Raw genomic sequence first — 22,439 nt, 5'->3', positions numbered from 1 at the left:
CACTTGATGAAAAGCCATACCGGCTTGCACGGATTGAATACATGAACAAACACTATTCCCTGATCGGCATTATTATTAACCTCGCGGTGATTATTATTACCGCGAGGCGAGCGGTTGCTGATACTCGGAATGTAATGTGATTTCTTCTATCGGAAAACCCCTCGCACAGATCGGCGAGGGGTTTTTTATCGGCGTTAATTTAATGGAAATGGGTGAACAATGAACGGGGCTAAATTAGTAACGGCGTGCTTGAAAGCACACAATGTAACCACAGTATTCGGTTATCCGGGCGGCGCGATTATGCCGGTGTATGATGCGATTTATGATTCCGGGCTGGATCATTTGCTCTGTCGCAACGAGCAGGGCGCCGCCATGGCCGCCATCGGTTATGCCAGAGCCAGCGGAAAAACCGGGGTATGTATCGCCACATCGGGGCCGGGCGCCACCAATCTGATTACCGGCTTAGGCGATGCGTTAATGGATTCGGTGCCGCTGGTGGCGATTACGGGGCAGGTGGCTTCACCGTTTATCGGCACCGATGCTTTTCAGGAGGCGGATGTATTAGGGTTATCCTTAGCCTGTACCAAACACAGTTTTATCGTTCAACACATCGACGAATTAGCGGAAATTTTCGCCAAAGCCTTCCACATCGCACACAGCGGTCGCCCCGGTCCGGTGCTGATTGATATTCCCAAAGACGTGCAATTCGCCGAAACCGACCTGACACCTTTTACACTTCCTGTTAAAAAACCGACCGCACTTTGTCACGATAAACTGCAGCAAGCCGTGCAATTACTGCAACAGGCCGAACGGCCGATCGTTTATGTGGGCGGCGGGGTCGGCATGGCGAATGCGGTGCCGGCGCTGCGCGCATTTCTGGCGCAGACGCAAATTCCCAGCATTTCCACCTTAAAAGGCCTCGGCGCCATTGCGGCGGATACGCCTTATTATCTGGGCATGATCGGGATGCACGGCACCAAAGCGGCCAATCTGGCGACACAGGAAGCGGATTTGTTGTTGGTCTTCGGCGCCCGGTTTGATGATCGGGTCACCGGGAAGCTGGACACCTTCGCGCCGCATGCCAAAGTGATTCATTGTGATATCGATATGGCGGAATTGGGCAAATTGCGCCGTCCCGATGTGGCGTTATGCTGCGATCTCAGCGAGGTGTTCAAGGCATTAAGCCGCCCGCTGGATATCGCCGACTGGCAGGCGGAAGTCAAGCGCCTGAAAGCGGCGTTTGATTTCCGTTATGCGCAAAACTTAGGCCAGCAGCCGATTAATCCGTGGTGGCTGCTGAACAGTATCTCCGCCAGAAAACATCCGCACGGCATTGTGGTGACCGATGTGGGGCAGCATCAAATGTGGTCGGCGCAACATATGCAGCATCATGCGCCGCAGAATTATATTACTTCCGCCGGTTTCGGCACCATGGGATTCGGTCTGCCGGCGGCGATCGGCGCGCAAAAAGCCCGCCCGCAGGACGAGGTGATTCTGATCACCGGCGACGGATCGTTAATGATGAACGTGCAGGAGCTGGGTACCATTAAACGGGCGAAGACGCCGCTTAAAATCGTCTTGCTGGATAATCAGCGGCTGGGCATGGTGCGTCAATGGCAGACTTTATTCTTCCAAGCCCGCCACAGCAGCACGATATTGGATGACAACCCGGATTTTGTCACCCTTGCCGCCGCCTTCGGCATTCAGGGCGAGCGCATTGAACGGGGCGCCGATGTTGATGCCGCGCTGGATCGCCTGTTTGCCAGCCGACAGGCGTATTTACTGCATGTGTGCATTCCGGCGGAAGAAAACGTTTGGCCGCTGGTGCCGCCGAATGCCTGTAATAAAGATATGCTTGAAGAAGAAATGGGAGGATAATATGCAGCAATACCAATTAACCATCAAAGCCGGCAGACGTCCGGAAACGCTGGAACGCTTATTGCGGGTTATGCGCCACCGCGGCTTTGAAGTGATCGGATTACAAACGGAAACCCGGCAGAGCGAAATTCGGCTACAGGTTCGGCTGCAAAGCGAAAGACCCGTTGAATTGCTGTTTAACCAGCTGGCCAAACTGCCGGATGTGATAGAACTACACTAAAACAGGAAACCGGTATGAAAACACTGGGCATTCTCGGCGGCATGTCGCCGCAAAGCACCGTCACCTATTATCGTGATATTAACCGTCTGGTCAATCAGACCTTGGGCGGCAACGCCAGCGCGCCGTTATTGATAGCAAGTGTGAATTTTGCCGACATTGTGCAATGCCAGAACCGCGGCGACTGGCAACAGGCCGGGCAAATCCTTGCCGAGGCGGCGCACAAGCTGGAACGTATCGGCGCACAGGGCATCGTGCTGTCCGCCAATACCATGCACAAAGTCGCCCGACCGATTATCGACGCCGTTAAGGTGCCGTTTCTGCATATTATAGATGCGGCGGCCGCAGCGATTAAGGCGTGCGGCATTGAGCGCGTCGCGCTGCTCGGCACCCGTTTCGTGATGCAGGACAACTTCTACCGGGATGCCCTGCTGGAACGCGGGATTCAGCCGCTTGTGCCGGATGATGCCGCACAACGGGAAATCCACCGTATTATTTTTGAAGAACTGTGTGTGGGGAAATTTTTATCGCAGTCGAAACAATTTTATCTGGATACGATTGCCGCACTGGAAAAACAAGGCGCACAGGGCGTCGTGTTAGGCTGTACCGAAATCGGCTTGCTGATTCGGCAGACGGATTATCATCTGCCGTTTTTTGATACGGCCGAACTGCACGCCAAAATGGCGGCGGAATTTATTTTAGAAACCAGGTAAAAACCGACCGCACTTTTTGGCAATATGATTATACTGACAGCTAACCCGTTTTAAATTAACTTGGAGAGATTATGCCTAAACTACGTTCTGCGACCAGTACTCAGGGTCGCAATATGGCCGGCGCCCGCGCATTATGGCGCGCCACCGGCATGAAAGAAGATGACTTCGGTAAACCGATTATTGCGGTGGTGAATTCCTTTACGCAATTTGTGCCGGGACATGTGCATTTGCGCGACATCGGCAAACTGGTGGCGGAACACATCGAAGCCGCCGGCGGGGTGGCCAAAGAGTTCAATACCATTGCGGTGGATGACGGTATCGCCATGGGGCACGGCGGCATGCTGTATTCCCTGCCGTCGCGCGATCTGATTGCCGACAGTGTGGAATATATGGTCAATGCCCATTGTGCCGATGCCATGGTGTGTATTTCCAACTGCGATAAAATCACCCCGGGCATGTTAATGGCGGCGCTGCGTCTGAATATTCCGACGGTTTTCGTTTCCGGCGGGCCGATGGAGGCGGGCAAAACCAAACTTTCCGATCAACTGATTAAACTGGATTTGGTGGATGCCATGGTGCAAAGTGCGGATAGCAACGTTTCTGATGCGGATGTGGCGGCGATCGAACGCTCCGCCTGCCCGACCTGCGGTTCCTGTTCCGGCATGTTTACCGCCAATTCCATGAACTGTTTAACCGAAGCGCTGGGGTTAAGTCTGCCGGGCAACGGTTCCTGTCTGGCGACCCATGCGGATCGTAAACAGTTATTCCTGCAAGCCGCCGCGCAGATTGTGACTTTATGTAAACGATATTATCAGCAGGATGACGGTTCCGTTCTGCCGCGTGCGATTGCCACCAAAGCGGCGTTTGAAAACGCCATGAGTCTGGACATCGCCATGGGCGGTTCGACCAATACCGTGCTGCATTTACTGGCCGCCGCGCAGGAAGCAGGAGTGGATTTTACCATGGCGGATATCGACCGTTTATCCCGTCGCGTGCCTTGTTTGGCTAAAGTGGCGCCGAATACCAATAAATATCATATGGAAGATGTGCACCGCGCCGGCGGCATTATGGCGATTTTAGGCGAACTGGCGCGCGCCGATCTGCTGCATAATGACACCCGCACCGTACTGGGGCTCAGTCTGGGCGAACAGATTGCCGCCTATGATATTATGCAGACGCAGGATGAAGCGGTACACCGATTCTTCCGCGCCGGCCCCGCCGGAATCCGTACCACGCAGGCGTTCTCACAGGATTGCCGCTGGGACAGTCTGGATAAGGATCGTCAGCAGGGTTGTATCCGCAGTAAGGCGTTCGCATACAGTCAGGACGGCGGACTGGCGATGCTGTCGGGTAATATCGCTCTGGACGGTTGTATCGTCAAAACGGCCGGCGTGGATGAGTCTATTCTAAAATTCAGCGGTGAGGCCATTGTCTTTGAAAGTCAGGAAGAGGCGGTGGAAGGCATTCTCGGCGGTAAAGTGCGCGCCGGGCATGTGGTGGTGATTCGCTACGAAGGCCCGAAAGGCGGGCCGGGCATGCAGGAAATGCTGTATCCGACCAGCTACCTGAAATCCATGGGGCTGGGCAAAGCCTGTGCGCTGTTGACCGACGGTCGTTTCTCCGGCGGCACGTCCGGATTGTCTATCGGCCATTGCTCACCGGAAGCCGCGGCGGGCGGGGCGATCGGTCTGGTGCGGGACGGCGACCGTATCGACATCGATATTCCCAACCGCTCCATTCATCTGGCGGTGAGCGAACAGGAACTGGCCGCGCGTCGTACACAGCAAGCGGCATTAGGCTGGCAACCGGCCAACCGCCAACGTGAAGTGTCTTTCGCATTAAAAGTGTATGGACATTTCGCCACCTCCGCCGACAAAGGCGCAGTGCGGGATAAAAGCAAAATTTAATTAACCGAAAAGTGCGGTAAAAATCACCGCACTTTTTAATGAGTGACGATAAAATGGTGCATAGTTTAACAAGTCAGCCCAGCGGGGCGGAATATCTCAGAGCGGTGTTAAGTTCAAAAGTATATGAACTGGCACAGGTAACGCCGTTGCAGGCGATGGAAAAACTGTCAGCCCGTTTGGGCAATCAGGTGCTGGTAAAACGGGAAGACCGTCAGCCGGTGCATAGTTTTAAATTACGCGGCGCTTATGCGATGATTTCCGGTTTAACGCCGGCGCAGCAAGCGGCGGGCGTTATCGCCGCCTCAGCGGGCAATCATGCGCAGGGCGTGGCGCTGTCGGCAAAACATCTCGGGTTGCAGGCGCTGATTGTGATGCCGCAGAATACGCCGAGCATTAAAGTGGATGCGGTGCGCGGCTTCGGCGGCGAAGTGTTGCTGTACGGGGCGAATTTTGATGAGGCCAAAGCCAAGGCGATCGAATTGGCGCAGCAGCGCAACATGACCTTTATTCCGCCTTTTGATCACCCGGCGGTAATTGCGGGTCAAGGCTCGCTGGCGATGGAACTGCTACAGCAGAATACCCATATCGATCGCATTTTCGTGCCGGTGGGCGGCGGCGGTCTGGCGGCCGGCGTGGCGGTATTGATTAAGCAGCTGATGCCGGAAATTAAAGTCATCGGCGTGGAAAGCAAAGATTCCGCCTGCCTATATGCTGCGCTGAAAGCGGAACATCCGGTGGAACTGGAACGGGTGGGCTTGTTTGCCGACGGCGTGGCGGTGAAACGGATCGGCGATGAAACCTTTCGGGTATGCCGGCAATATCTGGACGATGTGGTGTTGGTGGACGGCGATGAAATCTGCGCAGCGATGAAAGACATGTTTGAAAACGTGCGCGCGGTTTCCGAGCCTTCCGGTGCGTTATCTCTGGCAGGATTGAAAAAATATGTCAAACAACACGATATTCAGGGCGAAACGCTGGTGAATGTGCTGTCCGGTGCCAATCTGAATTTTCACACCTTGCGTTATGTGTCCGAGCGTTGTGAAATCGGGGAAAAACATGAAGCCATGCTGGCGGTGACCATTCCGGAAGAAAAAGGCAGTTTCCTGCGTTTTTGTCATTTACTCGGCGATCGGGCGGTGACGGAATTTAATTATCGCTATGCGGATCATAAACAGGCCTGTATTTTCGTCGGGGTGCGCATCAGCGGGGAGAAGGAAAAAGCGGAAATTATCCAACAATTGCAGCACAACGGGTATGCGGTGATGGATTTATCCGACGATGATGTGGCAAAAACCCATATTCGCTATATGATCGGCGGGCGTTCTTCCAGTCCGGCTAAAGAGCGGTTGTATAGTTTCGAGTTTCCGGAACAGAAAGGCGCGCTGCTGAAATTTCTGGAAATGCTGGGTACTCACTGGAATATTTCCCTGTTCCATTATCGCGCCCACGGTGCGGATTACGGCAATGTGCTGGCCGGATTTCAATTGAATCAGGATGATGAAATCCGTTTTAACGGGCATTTGGAAGAATTGGCGTATCGCTATCAGGATGTCACGGATAGCCCCGCCTATCAGTATTTTCTGGGCTGATAAAAAGCCGGCGGATAGTTTCCCTGCCGGCTTTTTAATCTCAATCAATCGGTTATTTGACGAATTCGCTGAAGGTCAGCTCGTAGTGATCGCCGTCTTTATCATAGGAAATATAGCGCGGAAACTGCTCGCCGGCGTGTTTTTTCACGATAAAGGCTTTTTCACCGGTATGGAACTGGTAGGTAATTTCGGTGACGGTCTGGTTGTTAGATTTCACCTGACGTTCGGTTTTTTTCACGAACACATTGGTCATCGGGTACAGTTTTTTACCGTTGGTGATCTGAAAATTCACCGGTAATTTATCGTAATAACTCAGCTGAAAGGCCACCGTAAACAAATCAAAGGTCGGCATGGCCATCGTTTCTGTTTTCAGCCCGTCTTTAACTTTACCGTATTCGATGGTATTGCCGTGAATATTGGCTTTGGCATAGACTTTGTCGTTGCGGGTGTCCTGATAGCTGAGCATATTGAACTGGCGGTTGCTTTGCGTCCCGTTGGATTTAAATTTGATGTTATACAGCGGCACGTTAATCTGAGCGTTGACGTAATATTGTTTGCCGTCCGCGTTGAAGTGCACATAGGCGGGCATTAAATAATTGGAACTGTATTTAATATTGGTATTCAGATTCGCCCAAGCGGGTACGGCAAAGAGCGCGATAAGTAATACTTTGATCAGTTTCATTCTACTTCCCTCAAAATAAGATAAAAAGTATATACTTAGAGTTCATTTATGCGGATTAGTTCAGGCAAAGGGCCAACTTCGGCGCGCCGCCCCTTGCCGGTGAGATTAACGCGCCACGAAGCCCACAGCGTTATAAACCGCCTCCAGCGTGGCTTTGGCACGTTGCTGGGCTTTTTCCGCTCCCTGTGCCGCAATATCTTTCAGCAGTGCTTCGTTGCTGCGGAAATGATGATAACGTTCCTGCAGCGCGCTTAGCATCGCCGAGACTTCATCCGCCACCGCACTTTTCAGATGACCGTACATTTTGCCGGCAAATTCCGCTTCCAGCTCGGCGACGGATTTGCCGCTGACACCGGCGAGAATATCCAGCAGGTTGGATACGCCGGCTTTATTTTGCAGATCATAACGGATGACCGGCGGCTCATCGGAATCGGTGACCGCGCGTTTGATTTTTTTCGCCACCGCTTTCGGATCTTCCAGTAAGCCGATGACGTTATTACGATTTTCGTCGGATTTGGACATTTTCTTTTCCGGCTCCAGCAGGGACATCACACGCGCGCCGGATTTCGGAATAAACACTTCCGGAATGGCGAAGTGCGGTCCGTACAGCGCATTAAAACGCTGCGCGATGTCGCGTGTGATTTCCAGATGTTGTTTCTGATCTTCGCCCACCGGCACTTGATTAGCCTGATAGAGTAAAATGTCCGCCGCCATCAGCACCGGGTAGGTAAACAGACCGACGTTGACGTTTTCGGCATGGCGTGCCGATTTGTCTTTAAACTGGGTCATGCGTCCCATTTCGCCGAAATAGGTATAACAGTTCAGAATCCATGCCAGCTGGGCGTGTTCCGGCACATGAGACTGAATAAAAATGGTACTTTTCTGCGGGTCGATACCGCAGGCCAGATATAACGCCAGCACATCCAGCGTGGCTTTGCGCAGCGTGGCCGGATCCTGACGCACGGTGATGGCGTGCTGATCCACGATACAGAACAGGCATTCGTAATCGTCCTGCATGGCCACCCATTGACGCAGCGCGCCCAGATAGTTACCGATAGTCAGTTCGCCGGAAGGCTGAACACCGCTGAATACAACTGGTTTTGTCATGTTATTTTCCTTATTTTATTCTGTTTAAACAATGTGCAAAATTTGCGCGAAATCATCAAATACCCAATCCGGTTTTGATTCGGCGATAGGAATATTGTAGTTATAGCCGTAAGTCAGACCTACCACGGCGCAGCCTGCCGCATGAGCGGCTAAAATATCGTTTCTGGAATCGCCCACGAACAGCACCTGTTTCGGGTATAAGCCGAATTTGCCGCACAGATAATACAGCGGCGCCGGATGCGGTTTGATGGCGGGCAGCGACTGACCGCCGAGGGTTTCGCTGAATAGATGATCGATCCCGAAGGCTTTTAACACCGGCTGAACGTGTCGGGTCGGTTTATTGGTAATCACCGCCAGAATAAAGCCGCGCGCTTTCAGCTGCTCCAGCGTTTCTTTGACATGTGGATAAAGGCGGCTGATATTGCACAGGTTTTCGCCGTAATGCACGCCGAAACGGGCTTTGACCTGCTCGAATTCCGCGTCTTTCAGTTGGCGGCCGCTGTGCTGCGCCGCCCATTCCAAGGCGCGGCCGATAAGAATATCCGCGCCGTTGCCGATCCAGGTTAACACTAATTGTTCCGAGGCTTGCGGCAAGCCGGATTCCGCCAGTGCGGCGTTTACCGACAGCGCCAGATCCGGCAGGCTGTTAACCAGTGTACCGTCCAGATCGAAGCCGATAAGTTTAAATTGTGAAGTCTGTAATGTCATGGTTGCGTTACCGTTGCGAGTTGTTGGCGCATATCGTCGATGACCTTCCGATAATCCGCCTGATCAAAAATGGCCGAGCCCGCCACGAACATATCCGCGCCGGCACGGGCGATTTGTGCAATGTTATCGATTTTCACTCCGCCGTCCACTTCCAGACGAATATCGAAACCGCTTTCGTCAATGCGCCGGCGCGCCTGTTTTAATTTATCCAGCGTCGCCGGAATGAAAGATTGCCCGCCGAAGCCCGGATTGACCGACATCAGCAGAATAATATCCACTTTATCCATCACATAATCCAGATAGCTTAACGGGGTCGCCGGATTAAACACCAAACCGGCCTGGCAGCCGTTGTCGCGAATCAACTGTAGCGAACGGTCGATATGTTCGCTGGCTTCGGGATGAAAGGTGATATAACTGGCGCCGGCTTTGGCAAAATCGGGAATCAGCCGATCCACCGGTTTGACCATTAAATGCACGTCAATCGGCGCACGGATCCCGTAATCGCGCAGGGCTTTGCAAACGGCGGGGCCGAAAGTGAGATTCGGTACATAATGATTATCCATTACATCGAAATGAATCAAATCCGCACCGCACTTCAGCACATTTTCGACATCGTCGCCCAGGCGGGCGAGATCCGCCGACAGAATAGATGGAGCGATTAAATAAGGTTTCATGTTATTCCTCTGAACTGGCGAAAATAAACAGGCTTTAGTGTACTACTTAACGGTGCAAAATTTAAGGAAATTATACAGTGAAATCATTATAATAACGCCATCGTCGGCTTTATTCGGATGGGTTATGGAACATTTCATTCAGGGATTTCTGATTTGCGCCGGTTTAATTGTCACTATCGGCGCGCAAAATGCGTTTATTCTGAAACAGGGGTTGCTCAGACAACATGTCTTTCTGGTGTGCGGACTGTGTTTTCTGTGCGATTGCCTGCTGTTCAGTATCGGCGTGTTCGGATTAGGCACATTTATCCGCCGGTTGCCCGCGGCGACGATAGGGCTTGCCGCAATCGGCGCGTTGTTTCTGACGCTGTACGGCGCGCGCGCATTTCTTTCCGCTTATCGCGGCAACACCGCGCTGGTGGTGGCGCAGGGCGGCAATACGCAAAGCCTGTGGAAAACCTTGTGGTTTACCTTGGCCATCACCTTATTAAATCCGCATGTTTATCTGGATTCGATCGTGATTATCGGCGGCATCGCCGGTACATTAGCGGAGGCAGCAAAAATCGGCTTTCTGCTCGGGGCGATCAGCGCCTCGGGACTGTGGTTTTTCGGCGTCGGCTACGGCTCCAAACTGCTGATTCCGTTTTTTAGACGGCCGATAACCTGGCGACTGCTGGATGCGATAACGGGGATTATTATGTGGGGCATTGCCTTCGGGCTGATACGCTACGGCATCGAAACTTATCAGGGCGTTTGACACGCCCTTTCGTGGTGCGGCTTAGCGGCGAACCGCAATGGCTTCGATTTCAACGCCCACATCTTTCGGCAGACGCGCCACTTCCACACAGGAACGGGCAGGGAAATTCGGATGCCCGTGTTGGCTGAAGAAACGTTCGTATTCCGCGTTGAGCGCCGCAAAGTCATTTAAATCTTTCACAAACACGGTGGTTTTCACAATATCGGCCACCGTCAGCCCCGCCTGTTCAATAATCGCTTTGATATTTTCCAGCGATTGACGCGCCTGGACGGTAATATCGGCGGCGATTTCGCCGTTGGCCGGATTAACCGGAATTTGTCCGGAGGTGAAGACCAGATTGCCCAAATCGACCGCCTGAACATAAGGGCCGATAGCGGCAGGCGCGTTTTCCGTATGAATAATTTTGCTCATAGTGATTTCCTTATTGTTGTGAGGTAAGCCGGCTTATTGTACTCCGTTATGCCGAAACTTACAGCCCGTTTAACGCATTGATGAGGCGAATTTCCTCGAATTGCGGCAAATCCGACAAAAAAATCGACCGCACTTTAATCTTATTTTCCGCCAGTAATTTTGCCCGTTGCGTGCCGGCCAGCAGCGGGCTGTCGGGGGTGAACCATTGACCGTGGCGGCGGAACACCAGATTGCCGATGGAGCAATCCGTCACTTTACCCCGTTTGATAATGATGATTTCATCACAGTCGCCTTTTTGCCGCAGCAGTTCGTCGAATATCCGCCGGTCGCTGTATTTCAGCCCGTAATCGATATGGTCGCAAATCACCGGCTGAAAAGTGCGGTAGATTTTCCGCCGGTAAGGCAGGCAGCGGATTTGATAGGTTTCCCGGTTGTAATCCACCCGACAGCGCAGCAACGGTTCGCTATGCAGGGACAAAAGTGCGGTGGATTTTTGAATAATTTCTTTCAGATCGAACACCTTTGCCGGTTTGTCGCGGTAAAATGCCGCCAGCGAGCGGGCATAACGCTGTTGGTGTAAGGCGAGATTGCGAATTTCGCCCCGTTCGATGCAAAGGGTTTCAAATAACGGGTACATGCTTAAATCCTGCGTTGATTTTGGCTTAGGGGAACATACACTTTCTCGATTAACTCGCGGTATTCATCATTGACATTGCTTTGGATGGTAATGCCGCCGCCGCTGCGGAAATACAGCCGCTTGTCCCGCTGTTCAATAAAGCGGATCGCCACCGCACTTTGCAATCCGTCGCCGCTGAAAACACCGAAAATTCCGCTGTAATAGCCCCGCTTCTGCTGTTCCGCGCGGCGGATGATTTGCACCGTTTTTTCTTTCGGCGCACCGCTGATGGAACCGGCGGGCAGCAGAGTGGCCAGCAGCGAACCGATACGCGCCTGCCAGTTGTGCGCCAGTTCGCCGCAGATTTCCGAACTGGTTTGCAAAATCGCACCGTTTTGCGTGTTGATCTTCTCCACATAACGAAAACGGGTCACGCGGATATTATGCGCCACCATGGCGAGATCGTTGCGCATAAGATCGACAATGGTGTAATGCTCGCGCTGTTCTTTCTGCGAATCCAGCAGCTGCCGTTCGGCCTGCGCCGCGTCGGCATTAATGGTGCCTTTCATCGGATAGGTATAAATTCTGTTGTGCGCAATGTTGACGAAAGGTTCCGGTGAGAAACAGACGAATTGGTCTTTAAACAGCAGTTTATATTTGGCCTCCGAATGTAAAAACAGCTGAGCCAAATTGTAGTTGGTCTGAATTTCGGTCGGATAAGTGAGATTCAGCAGGTAAGAATTGCCGTTTTGTAATTCCTGCTGAACCAGGCGAAAACCCCGTTGATATGCGGCAAAGGGCATCGGCTGCCGAGTGAAAAGAAAATCTTCCGGCGGGCGTTCGGCGTGCCGCGGCGCATTGTGTATGCCGGGCAGGCAGAAAAACACATCCTGTTCCGGCGCCTGTTGCAGCGGGCAGATAAACGGTTTTTGCTGTTCAAAATCGATCAGAAAGAAAAAAGGCTGTTGTTGTCCGCCGAATTGATCGGCCTGACGAATAAAGCGATTAAATGGCATAACGTCGGTGAATTTAGTAAGATAGCGCAATGTTAAATAGCGATTTTATCTCAGTAGCCAAGATGAATACAAATTTATTGGTAGTCAATAATCACGATTCGTTTACTTATAATCTGGTGGAATTGATCCGCCGGCTGGGCGTGCCGTTCACGTTGGTGAATACGGAGGCGCTGGAGACGACAAAGTGCGCGCCGTTCAGTCATATTCTGATTTCACCCGGCCCCGATGTGCCGGAGGCTTATCCGCAGCTGTTTGCCATGCTGGCGCATGGTTATCAGGAAAAATCCGTGCTGGGCGTGTGCCTCGGCCATCAGACGCTGTGTGGTTTTTTCGGCGCCGGTTTGTATAATCTGCCGCAGGTTCGCCACGGGCAGAGAAAAACCCTGCAAGTGCGGTCGGATTGCGCGCTGTTTCGCGGCTTGCCGCAACGGTTTCAGGTGGGGCTGTATCATTCCTGGGCGGTGGCGGCGGAAAATTTCCCGCCGGCGCTACAGGTCACGGCGGTCTGCGAAGATAATGTGATTATGGCGGTGCAGCACCGCAGCCTGCCGCTTTACGGCGTGCAGTTTCATCCGGAATCCTATATGTCCGAATTCGGTTATCAGTTGTTAGCCAACTGGATAAACAGTTAAAACTATCAATTTTTATAAATTGATAGAATAATGCTATTAAATCTATTATTCATACCCATTTTATTTGTAGGTGATTTTTGCCTATGATGTTCTCCGACAAAACACATAAGGAGAGCATACTATGACAACCAATACTATCGGACTAAATCGCAATGCGGCGCAAAAACTGGCCGCCGAATTAAATAACCTGTTAGCCACTTATCAGGTTTTCTATATGAATGTACGCGGTTATCACTGGAATATCAAAGGGGTGAATTTTTTCGAACTGCATGCCAAATTTGAAGAAATTTACGATGATCTGATCGTGAAAGTGGACGAAATCGCCGAACGTATTCTGACCTTGGGCTATACGCCGAGCAACGCATTCAGCGATTATCTGACCAAATCCCTGATCAAAGAACATGTCGGGGCAAGCAGTGCGCAAGCCTGTTTAAGCGGTACGCTGGCGGGCTTTCAAACCCTGTTGAAACAGCAGCGCGAGATTCTGGCCATTGCCGGCGAAGCCGATGATGAAGGTACCGCATCGCAAATGAGCGATTACATCAAAGAGCAGGAAAAACTGGTCTGGATGTTTACTGCCGCCTGCGCAAGCTGCCATAACGCATAATAAAAAAATTCAGCAAAAAAGCACCGCACTTTCGGGCGATACCTGAAAGTGCGGTGTGTTTTTAGTCAGTTTTGCGCAAATTAATATTTGCTGGCGTCGTAACCGTAGTAAGCGTTGGTCAGAATTACTTCCATATCTTCCACTAACGGTAAGCGCGGATTGGCCGGTGAGCATTGGTCTTCAAAGGCAAGCAGCGCGACGTCGCGACGGGCGTCCATCCAGACTTGTTCGTCCAGTCCCTGTTCTTTAAAGGACATTTTCAAACCGACTTTGACAGCCAGATCATAGCAGGCCTGCGCGAAGGATTTCACCCCTTCCGCCGGTGTGGCGCAAGGCAGCCCCAGCATACGCGCGATTTCCTGATATTTCACATCCGCTTTGTAATAGTTGTATTTCGGCCAGGTGGCGGTTTTTTGCGGACGTGTGCCGTTATAGCGGATGACGTGCGGCATTAAAATCGCATTGGTACGTCCGTGCGGCGTATGGAAACGACCGCCGATTTTGTGCGCCAGCGAGTGATTCATGCCCAAGAACGCATTGGCGAACGCCATCCCCGCCATGGTAGAGGCGTTGTGCATTTTTTCACGCGCCTGCTCGTCTTTTTCTTTGACCGAACGTTCCAGATTTTCAAATACCAGTTTAATCGCTTGTAGCGCCAGACCGTCGGTGAAATCGTTCGCCAGTACGGACACATAGGCTTCGGTGGCGTGGGTTAACACGTCTAAACCGGTATCCGCCGCCACATGTGCCGGCACGGTCATCACCAGCGCCGGGTCAACGATGGCGACGGTCGGGGTTAAGGAATAGTCGGCAATCGGGTATTTTTTATCCCCTTCAGTAATCACCGCAAACGGTGTCACTTCAGAACCGGTGCCGGAGGTGGTCGGAATACCGACAAAGCGGGCTTTACGGCCTAATTGCGGGAATTTGAACGCGCGTTTGCGGATATCCATAAATTTCTGCACCAAATCGCGGAAATCCACTTCCGGCTGTTCGTAGAACAACCACATAACTTTCGCCGCATCCATGGACGAACCGCCGCCCAGTGCGATAATGGTATCCGGTTTATAGCTGCGGATTAATTCCACCCCGCGGCGTACGGTTTCGATGCTCGGATCCGGTTCCACATCGGCGAATAACTGATAGGTGACATGATTGCCGCGGGCGGTAATCTGTTTGGCGATTTTTTCCACAAAGCCTAAATCCACCATGGTACGGTCGGTTACGATCACCACGCGTTCCATTCCTTTCATGGATTGTAAATATTGAATTGAGTCGCGCTCAAAGTAGATTTTTGAAGGCACTTTAAACCATTGCATATTATTTCTCCGTCTTCCCACCCGTTTGATATTTAATAAATTGACCGCACTAACGTTGTTGCCGACCGAGTTTTTACCGTAAGAGCCGCAACCTAACGTCAGGGAAGGGAGGAAGGAGTTATAAACGTCACCGATACCGCCGAAAGTGGACGGTGAATTCCAGATCACGCGGATAGCTTTTACCCGTTCGCCGAAGGTTTTTGCCAGCTGCGCATCCTTGGTGTGAATGGCGGCGGAGTGACCCAATCCGTTAAATTCCACCATCGCTTCCGCCAGATTGACCCCTTCATCGGTGGAACGGGATTTCAGCAATGCCAGCACCGGCGAGAGTTTTTCGCGGGTTAACGGCTCTTTCGGGCCGACTTCTTTACATTCCGCCAGCAGAATATTGGTCTGTTCCGGCACGCTGAAACCGGCCTGTTGGGCAATCCAGTGCGCCGGTTTGCCCACCACATTGGCATTCAGCTTGGCGCCCGCGCAGTTGGCGCTGTTGGCTTTGGCACCGAACATAAATTCTTCCAGCAGGGCTTTTTCTTTTTTATTGACCAGATACACGCCGTAGGATTTCATTTCTTGCACGAATTCGTCATACACTTCCTGATCCACGATAGCCGCCTGCTCGGAAGCGCACACCATACCGTTATCAAAGGCTTTCGACATCACGATATCATGTACCGCCTGTTTGATATCCGCCGATTTTTCCACATAAGCCGGCACGTTACCCGCCCCGACGCCGAGCGCCGGTTTACCGCAGGAATAAGCGGCCTCCACCATTGCGTTACCGCCGGTGGCGAGAATTGTCGCAATGCCCGGATGTTTCATTAGGGCGCCGGTGCCTTCCATGGACGGAGTTTCGATCCATTGAATACAGTTTTTCGGTGCGCCCGCCGCAACCGCCGCATCATAGACAATACGCGCCGCATGAGCGGAAGATTGCTGAGCGGAAGGGTGGAAGGCAAAGACAATCGGGTTACGGGTTTTTAAGGCGATTAAAGATTTGAAAATGGCGGTGGAGGTCGGGTTGGTGGTCGGGGTAATACCGCAGATAACGCCGACCGGGTCTGCGATTTCGGTGATTCCCGTCACATCGTCTTCGCTGATGATACCGACGGTTTTCAGATTGCGCATATTGTTGACCACATATTCGCAGGCGAACAGGTTTTTGGTCGCCTTGTCTTCAAATACCCCGCGGCCGGTTTCTTCATAAGCGTGCATGGCGAGGATGCCGTGCTGATCGAGCGCCGCCACGGAGGCTTTGGCCACGATGTAATCCACTTGCTTCTGATCCAGCAGGCGGAATTGTTCCAGCGCCACCAAACCTTTTTCCACCAGCGCATTGACTTCCGCCTGAGCCGGGCTAACTGCGTTTTCAACAGTGTTACTCATAATGATTTCTCCTAAAGTTTACAAATATAAAAAATTTTCCTGAGCAAAATTATACTCAGTCGGAGGAAGGGATAGCCAATAATTTAACGAGAAAAAGGCTAAACTGTGATCTAGATCAAATTGGATAAAATTTCTTATTTAACAACTAATTAACATAAAATAAACAATGAATTTTTCCTTCATAAAACGGATTTTTCGTGCCGTTGCGATGACACATTCATTGCGCGTTATCGGCTGACGTTTACGCCATTCAGCCCAAGTTATAAGCAAAAAATCACCAATAGGAAAAGGCTAAGCCGGTATTCATTTGAAGCGTTATTTCATGTCATAAAATTGATGTTCGCCGACAAAAAAACACTCACCGCGGCTTATCAAGTGCGGTGGTTTTTTCAGCTTATTTTTCATACCAAATCTCATTGATATACAACATCACCCGGCCTGCCGGCGTGGCGACGCTGACTTCGTCGTCAACCTGTTTGCCGATAAGCGCCCGGGCGACGGGGCTGTCGATGGAAATCCAGTTTTTAGCCGGATCGAATTCGTCGCAGCCGACGATGCGGTAGCGGTTTTGTTCGCCGTCTTCATTTTCCAGCGTCACCCACGCGCCGAAAAAGACTTTGCCCTCCTGCCGCGGGTGATAATCGACAATTTGCAGCACTTCCAGCCGTTTGGTCAGAAAACGTACGCGCCGATCGATTTCGCGCAGGCGGCGTTTTCCGTAAATATATTCGGCATTTTCGCTGCGATCGCCGAGTGCCGCGGCGTCGGAAACCGCTTGGGTGACTTGCGGACGCTCCTCTTTCCAGAGGTATTTTAATTCCTGATCTAAGGCATTCCAGCCGGCACGGGTAATATAATTTGATTTTGCCATAGTGAATATTAAATAAATTGTTCGATTTATTACGCGAATTTAACGAATTTTCGAATAACTGTTTGAGCGTGATGTATAAAAACAGTATCCTATACAAATTTCACTTTAATAATCAACAATTATAATGATGTTAAATCAACAAATCTCACATATTATTGCCGACGAACTTGCGGTACAACCTCAGCAGATTCTGGCCGCGATTCAGTTGCTGGATGACGGTAACACCATTCCTTTTATTGCCCGCTACCGTAAAGAAGTCACCGGCGGGCTGGACGATACGCAGCTGCGCCATTTTGAAACCCGCCTGATTTACCTGCGCGAGCTGGAAGAGCGTCGCCAAAGTATTTTGAAATCCATCGGCGAACAGGGCAAGCTGACGGAGGCGCTGCGCGAGCAAATCGAGCGCACGCAAAGCAAAACCGAGCTGGAAGATCTGTATCTGCCGTATAAACCGAAACGCCGCACCAAAGGTCAGATCGCCATTGAAGCGGGGCTCGAACCGCTGGCGGATTTATTGTGGAACCAGCCGGATAATGATCCGGAGCAGGCGGCCGCGGCCTATATCGATGCGGAAAAAGGCTTTGCCGATATCAAAGCGGTGCTGGACGGTGCGCGCTATATTCTGATGGAACGTTTTGCCGAAGATGCGCAATTACTGGCGAAAGTCCGCCGCTATCTACAGCAAAGTGCGGTCATTATTTCGCACGTTTTGGCGGGCAAAGAGCAGGACGGCGAAAAATTCCGCGATTATTTCGCCCATCAGGAATTGCTGCGCACTGTGCCGTCTCACCGGGCGCTGGCGATGTTCCGCGGGCGTAATGAAGGCGTGCTACAGTTAAGTTTAAACGCCGATCCCGAGCAGGAAGAAGGCGTGCGCCACAGCTATTGCGAAGAGATTATCCGCGAACATCTGGGCGTGCATTTTACCCATCAGGCGGCGGATAAATGGCGCGAGCAGGTAATCAGCTGGACTTGGCGGATTAAAATTTCCCTGCATCTGGAAACGGAATTGATGGGAACGCTGCGCGAGCGGGCGGAAGAGGAAGCGATCGACGTTTTTGCCCGCAATCTGACCGCACTTTTGATGGCGGCGCCGGCGGGGGCGAAAAATACCATGGGGCTGGATCCGGGGCTGCGTACCGGGGTGAAAGTGGCGGTAGTGGACAACACCGGTAAATTGCTGGCAACAGATACGGTTTATCCGCACACCGGGCAGACGGAACGCGCCATGCTTGCGCTGTCTCAGCTGATTAAACGGCATCAGGTGGAATTAATCGCCATCGGCAACGGCACGGCGTCGCGTGAAACCGAGCGCTTTGCCAAAGCGGTGATCAAACAGCTGGACGGCAACAAACCGCAAACCGTAGTGGTGAGTGAAGCGGGCGCTTCGGTGTATTCCGCTTCCGAACTGGCGGCGCAGGAATTCCCTGCGCTTGACGTGTCATTGCGCGGTGCGGTATCCATTGCCCGCCGGTTGCAGGATCCGCTGGCGGAACTGGTGAAAATCGAGCCGAAAGCCATCGGCGTCGGACAATATCAGCATGATGTCAATCAAAGTCAGCTGGCGCGTAAACTGGACGCAGTAGTGGAAGACTGCGTTAACGCGGTGGGCGTCGATCTGAATACCGCCTCGGCGCCGTTGCTGGCGCGGGTGGCCGGTATGACCAAAACGCTGGCGCAGAATATTGTTGCCTATCGTGATGAAAACGGACGCTTTCACAGCCGTCAACAGCTAAAAAACGTGCCGCGTTTAGGGCCGAAGGCGTTTGAACAATGCGCCGGCTTTATGCGTATCGCGCAGGGAGAGAATCCGCTGGATGCCTCCGGCGTGCATCCGGAAGCCTATCCGGTGGTGGAAAAAATACTGCGCGCCACCGAACAGTCCATTCAGGATCTCATGGGTAATGCCGGTGCGGTGCGTCGGCTTGATGCCAAACAGTTTATTGATGCGCAATTCGGCTTGCCGACGGTGCAGGATATTTTTAAAGAACTGGAAAAACCGGGGCGCGATCCGCGCGGCGAGTTTAAAACCGCCAGTTTTATGGACGGGGTGGAAGACATCAGCGATCTGAAAGCGGGCATGATACTGGAAGGCACGGTTACGAATGTGACCAATTTCGGCGCCTTTGTGGATATCGGCGTGCATCAGGACGGGCTGGTGCATATTTCTTCTCTGTCGGATAAATTTGTGGAAGACCCGCATCAGGTGGTGAAAACCGGCGATATTGTCAAAGTCAAAGTGCTGGAGGTGGATGCGGCGCGTAAACGTATTGCGCTGACTATGCGCTTAGCGGAAAGTGCGGTTAAAAATTCACAAAAAACCGACCGCACTTTAGCCGCCAAAAGACGCGCTGAGCCGCGTGAACCACGCCACAGCCGCGCCCACGGCGGCAACAATGCGATGGGCAATGCCTTTGCCGATGCGTTAAAAAACTGGAAAAAATAAAAGGATAACGGAATGACAAAAAATACGTTTGTAGTCGGCTTTATGCTGTTTGCCATTTTTTTTGGCGCGGGCAATTTGATTTTTCCGCCGAAACTGGGGTTTGAAAGCGGGACTGAATTCTGGCCGTCGATTACCGGCTTTGTGCTGACCGGTATCGGCTTGCCGCTGCTCGGCATTGTGGTCAGCGCCTTTTATAAAGGCGGTTATAAAGAAGCGCTGAAACAGATCCATCCGCTGTTTTCGCTGGTGCTGTTGGTGGCGATTTACCTTTCGATCGGGCCTTTTTTTGCCGGCCCGCGTACCGGCGCCACCGCCTATGAAATCGCGATTGTGCCTTTTGTCGGCGAGCCGGGCGCGTTGTCAAAATTCTTATTTTGTCTGGTGTATTTCGCCCTCACGCTGTGGCTGAGCCTGAATCCGTCCAAAATGGTGGATCGCATCGGGGCGGTGCTGACGCCGGTATTACTGCTTTCTATTATTGCGCTGGTGATTAAAGCCTATTTTATGTTGAGTGGCAGCGATGTTGTGCATGTGCCGCAAGCGGATAAATCGCCGTTTTTTAACGGCATTATCAACGGCTATTTTACCATGGACGCACTGGCTTCAATTGCCTATTCCGTGATTGTGATCAATGCGATTAAGGCAAAAAGCGCCGATCATACTTCGTTGCAGAAACAGACCATTCAGGCGGGCATTATCGCGGCAGTGGCGTTAGGCGTGATTTATGTTTCGCTCGGCTGGATCGGTAATCATTTAGCCTTGGGGCCGGCGGAACTGGCGGCGTTGACGGCGAAAAATCAGGATCTGGGCACTTATATTTTAAATGATGCCACCGCCATGGCATTCGGTGAGCTGGGGCGTACCTTACTGGGCGTGATCGTATCGCTGGCCTGTTTAACCACGGCGGTCGGGCTGGCGGTGTCAGTCAGCGAATATTTCAATGAAATCTATCCTAAAATTTCTTACCGCACTTATGTGATTTTATTTTGTCTGATCAGTTTTGCGATTGCCAATTTAGGCCTGAAAGAGGTGATCAGTAAGTCCTTACCGGTGCTGCTGGTGTTATACCCGATTTCCATGACGGTGATTTTATTGCTGTTGATTAACCTATTCGTGCCGCTGCCGTTACTGGCGCATCGCCTTTCTTTGGGGCTGGTGTCGGTGATTTCAATTTTATCGGTGATCGGTATCGAACACATTGAATTTATCGAACAGCTGCCATTGAAATCTTATTCGATGGAATGGCTGCCGTTTGCCGCAATCGGTCTGGTTATCGGCTATTTATTGCAGGGCATGCGTAAGAAAAGCAAACGGGTCGTGCGTTAATCATCAAAAAAATAGCTTAATGTATTTAACATTAAGCTATTGATTTTTTTATGGTGCGGTTAATTTCGTTTTAGTCATCCCCGACCACATTATCGTCAGCAGCACGAGCGCGGCGGCGACGGACAACATGGCGCCGATGATTTCAACAAATAACAGTCCTTCGAATATGGGTTTGGAGATAATATTATCAAACTGCGTCAGAATGAAGCCGCTGATATAAATCCAAAGTCCCCAGGTCACTAAATCCATTAGCAGTGTTTTCGTCTTTACTTTCCAGTGTAATTGACGGCTTTTATTAATGATCATTAAGTTCTGTAATTGAAGTGGTGACATTTAAACTCCTCTGTCAGGACTAATCCAAACGGCAAGTTTGGATTTATTTCTAAAAATCGCTTTCGGTATGCCCAAAAGCAGCGTAACTGTATTCAGCAACCAATAAGCCCATGGATACCAAATACAGGAAATCGCATAACGGATTAATCCTTTCTCATAACGGCTATCAATATAAATGCTGCAAATACATTGCATGATGAAGGTTAAAAACAACACCGAAATATTGGTTTTCAGAAATGTCATATCGGTTTGCGGCGGATTTCCCACGGCGAACTTATACAGCGTCACCAGCGTGATGCCCAACAGCAACATCGCCCAGGCGGCGGTAATGAAATATTCGATATACATCGGCCATAAGCGACGGTTTCTTAAGCGCCAGACGCGCGGAAAATATTTGATAATCACTTCCGCCCCGCCTTGCGCCCAACGCAAACGCTGTTTGAACAAACCGCGCAGGCTTTCGGGCATCAATACCCAGCACAATGCGCGCGGTTCGTAGTAAATATCATAACCGGCGGTTTGCAGTTTCCAGCTGACGTCGATGTCTTCGGTAATCATATTGGTGCTCCAGCCGCCGATTTTTTGCATCGCGTCTTTGCGAAACAGGCAGCACACGCCGGAGACGGTAAAGATCGTACCCATCAGGCTTTGTGCCCGCTTGATTAAACCGATAATGGAGCTGAATTCCGACACTTGCAGGCGCCCCAGAATGGTACTGCGGTTACGGACGCGGGGATTGCCGGTAACCGCGCCGTATTTCGGGTTGTTTTCCAGTGCGCTTACCATATATCCGAGCGCGGAATAATCGAGTATCGCATCACCATCGATACAGGCGACGTATTTCCCTCTGGCAATGCTGAGGGCGTTATTCAGCGCGCTGGCTTTGCCGGCATTTTCCTGATGCAGCGGCACGATTTTGGCATCGGTTTGCGCCCATTTGTCGATAATTTCTCCCGTGTTATCTTTGCTGCCGTCATTAATAAAAATTAATTCATAGCTGGGATAATTCAGCTTTAATAAGTGCGGTATAGATTCATCCAGATTATCCGCTTCGTTGTAGCACGGGATCATCACGCTGACCATGGGAATCTGATCCGGCGTTAAGTTGCGGAAATTCACTTTCTGCTTTTTCTTTTCGATAAAAAGAAAGTAAATGATGCCGGCGGCAGACCAATAAAACGCCATGACCGCCGGATAGCTGAACACAAATAAGCCGAGAATTTCGAGTAGCATTGAAGGTTCCTTAG

General features: G+C 51.5%; 21 protein-coding genes. 10 read left to right on the top strand and 11 right to left on the bottom strand.

The window, feature by feature from the left end:
- Positions 1-219 precede the first annotated feature (219 nt).
- The 5 genes from ilvG (at position 220) to ilvA (ending at position 6,304) form a co-directional block, all read left to right on the top strand.
- The gene (gene ilvG, locus ACESOH_RS01490; RefSeq protein ID WP_032093849.1) at positions 220-1,878 is read left to right on the top strand and encodes an acetolactate synthase 2 catalytic subunit; all 1,659 of its coding nucleotides are present in this window, start codon (positions 220-222) and stop codon (positions 1,876-1,878) included.
- 1 nt (position 1,879) lies between these two features.
- A complete protein-coding gene (gene ilvM, locus ACESOH_RS01485; protein ID WP_373099222.1) occupies positions 1,880-2,098 on the top strand; it encodes an acetolactate synthase 2 small subunit in 219 nt (72 codons plus the stop codon).
- Positions 2,099-2,112: 14 nt separating this feature from the next.
- On the top strand, positions 2,113-2,808 hold the full coding sequence (locus ACESOH_RS01480) for an aspartate/glutamate racemase family protein (RefSeq protein WP_373099221.1): 696 nt from the start codon (positions 2,113-2,115) through the stop codon (positions 2,806-2,808).
- A 71-nt stretch (positions 2,809-2,879) separates the two neighbouring features.
- Positions 2,880-4,715 carry a dihydroxy-acid dehydratase gene (gene ilvD / locus ACESOH_RS01475; protein WP_373099219.1) on the top strand — a complete coding sequence of 612 codons (1,836 nt, stop codon included), beginning with the start codon at positions 2,880-2,882 and terminating at the stop codon, positions 4,713-4,715.
- A 53-nt stretch (positions 4,716-4,768) separates the two neighbouring features.
- On the top strand, positions 4,769-6,304 hold the full coding sequence (ilvA, locus tag ACESOH_RS01470) for a threonine ammonia-lyase, biosynthetic (RefSeq protein WP_373099854.1): 1,536 nt from the start codon (positions 4,769-4,771) through the stop codon (positions 6,302-6,304).
- A 52-nt stretch (positions 6,305-6,356) separates the two neighbouring features.
- Here the strand turns inward: ilvA and ACESOH_RS01465 are convergent, their stop codons facing one another.
- The 4 genes from ACESOH_RS01465 to rpe form a co-directional block, all read right to left on the bottom strand.
- Positions 6,357-6,986 carry a hypothetical protein gene (locus ACESOH_RS01465; RefSeq protein WP_032092425.1) on the bottom strand — a complete coding sequence of 210 codons (630 nt, stop codon included), beginning with the start codon at positions 6,984-6,986 and terminating at the stop codon, positions 6,357-6,359.
- A 105-nt stretch (positions 6,987-7,091) separates the two neighbouring features.
- Entirely contained in the window at positions 7,092-8,093 is a 1,002-nt protein-coding gene (trpS, locus tag ACESOH_RS01460) for a tryptophan--tRNA ligase (protein ID WP_373099217.1), read from the bottom strand.
- Between the two features lie 24 nt (positions 8,094-8,117).
- Positions 8,118-8,801, bottom strand: coding sequence for a phosphoglycolate phosphatase (locus tag ACESOH_RS01455; protein ID WP_373099215.1), 684 nt, complete (start codon positions 8,799-8,801; stop codon positions 8,118-8,120).
- Complete coding sequence (gene rpe / locus ACESOH_RS01450) at positions 8,798-9,475, bottom strand: ribulose-phosphate 3-epimerase (RefSeq protein WP_373099213.1); 678 nt, start codon at positions 9,473-9,475, stop codon at positions 8,798-8,800. The genes ACESOH_RS01455 and rpe overlap by 4 nt, the downstream gene beginning before the upstream one ends.
- A 124-nt stretch (positions 9,476-9,599) precedes the next feature.
- Between rpe and ACESOH_RS01445 the strand changes: the two genes are divergently transcribed.
- The gene (locus ACESOH_RS01445; protein ID WP_373099212.1) at positions 9,600-10,229 is read left to right on the top strand and encodes a LysE/ArgO family amino acid transporter; all 630 of its coding nucleotides are present in this window, start codon (positions 9,600-9,602) and stop codon (positions 10,227-10,229) included.
- Positions 10,230-10,250: 21 nt separating this feature from the next.
- Here ACESOH_RS01445 and ACESOH_RS01440 read toward each other — a convergent pair whose 3' ends face one another.
- Genes ACESOH_RS01440 through ACESOH_RS01430 form a run of 3 tightly spaced genes read right to left on the bottom strand, consistent with a single transcriptional unit; the run spans position 10,251 to position 12,272 of the window.
- On the bottom strand, positions 10,251-10,640 hold the full coding sequence (locus ACESOH_RS01440; protein WP_373099210.1) for a RidA family protein: 390 nt from the start codon (positions 10,638-10,640) through the stop codon (positions 10,251-10,253).
- 58 nt (positions 10,641-10,698) lie between these two features.
- Positions 10,699-11,277, bottom strand: coding sequence for an aminotransferase class IV family protein (locus tag ACESOH_RS01435; protein WP_373099209.1), 579 nt, complete (start codon positions 11,275-11,277; stop codon positions 10,699-10,701).
- A 2-nt stretch (positions 11,278-11,279) separates the two neighbouring features.
- Complete coding sequence (locus tag ACESOH_RS01430; RefSeq protein WP_373099208.1) at positions 11,280-12,272, bottom strand: aminodeoxychorismate synthase component I; 993 nt, start codon at positions 12,270-12,272, stop codon at positions 11,280-11,282.
- Positions 12,273-12,334: 62 nt separating this feature from the next.
- Between ACESOH_RS01430 and ACESOH_RS01425 the strand changes: the two genes are divergently transcribed.
- On the top strand, positions 12,335-12,904 hold the full coding sequence (locus ACESOH_RS01425) for an anthranilate synthase component II (RefSeq protein ID WP_373099206.1): 570 nt from the start codon (positions 12,335-12,337) through the stop codon (positions 12,902-12,904).
- 121 nt (positions 12,905-13,025) lie between these two features.
- Entirely contained in the window at positions 13,026-13,511 is a 486-nt protein-coding gene (locus ACESOH_RS01420; RefSeq protein WP_032092433.1) for a Dps family protein, read from the top strand.
- Between the two features lie 80 nt (positions 13,512-13,591).
- On the opposite strand, the gene adhE is transcribed toward ACESOH_RS01420, so the two are convergent.
- Together adhE and greB are read right to left on the bottom strand one after the other, a co-directional pair.
- Entirely contained in the window at positions 13,592-16,216 is a 2,625-nt protein-coding gene (gene adhE, locus ACESOH_RS01415; RefSeq protein WP_373099204.1) for a bifunctional acetaldehyde-CoA/alcohol dehydrogenase, read from the bottom strand.
- Positions 16,217-16,610: 394 nt separating this feature from the next.
- Positions 16,611-17,087 carry a transcription elongation factor GreB gene (gene greB, locus ACESOH_RS01410; protein WP_373099202.1) on the bottom strand — a complete coding sequence of 159 codons (477 nt, stop codon included), beginning with the start codon at positions 17,085-17,087 and terminating at the stop codon, positions 16,611-16,613.
- A 127-nt stretch (positions 17,088-17,214) separates the two neighbouring features.
- Here greB and ACESOH_RS01405 point away from each other — a divergent pair, with 127 nt between their 5' ends.
- A complete protein-coding gene (locus ACESOH_RS01405) occupies positions 17,215-19,533 on the top strand; it encodes a Tex family protein (RefSeq protein ID WP_373099853.1) in 2,319 nt (772 codons plus the stop codon).
- Between the two features lie 12 nt (positions 19,534-19,545).
- Complete coding sequence (gene brnQ / locus ACESOH_RS01400) at positions 19,546-20,859, top strand: branched-chain amino acid transport system II carrier protein (protein WP_032092436.1); 1,314 nt, start codon at positions 19,546-19,548, stop codon at positions 20,857-20,859.
- Between the two features lie 48 nt (positions 20,860-20,907).
- On the opposite strand, the gene ACESOH_RS01395 is transcribed toward brnQ, so the two are convergent.
- Positions 20,908-21,192 (bottom strand): hypothetical protein, encoded by a 285-nt coding sequence (locus tag ACESOH_RS01395; protein WP_032092437.1) that lies wholly within the window; start codon positions 21,190-21,192, stop codon positions 20,908-20,910.
- The gene (pgaC, locus tag ACESOH_RS01390; RefSeq protein ID WP_373099199.1) at positions 21,193-22,425 is read right to left on the bottom strand and encodes a poly-beta-1,6-N-acetyl-D-glucosamine synthase; all 1,233 of its coding nucleotides are present in this window, start codon (positions 22,423-22,425) and stop codon (positions 21,193-21,195) included.
- Positions 22,426-22,439: the final 14 nt, after the last annotated feature.

It is taken from the genome of Necropsobacter rosorum, assembly GCF_964241405.1.
GTDB classification, from domain to species: Bacteria; Pseudomonadota; Gammaproteobacteria; order Enterobacterales; family Pasteurellaceae; genus Necropsobacter; species Necropsobacter rosorum.
Note: the sequence above shows the minus strand (reverse complement) of the source record. Positions and strands in the feature narration are given on the sequence as shown.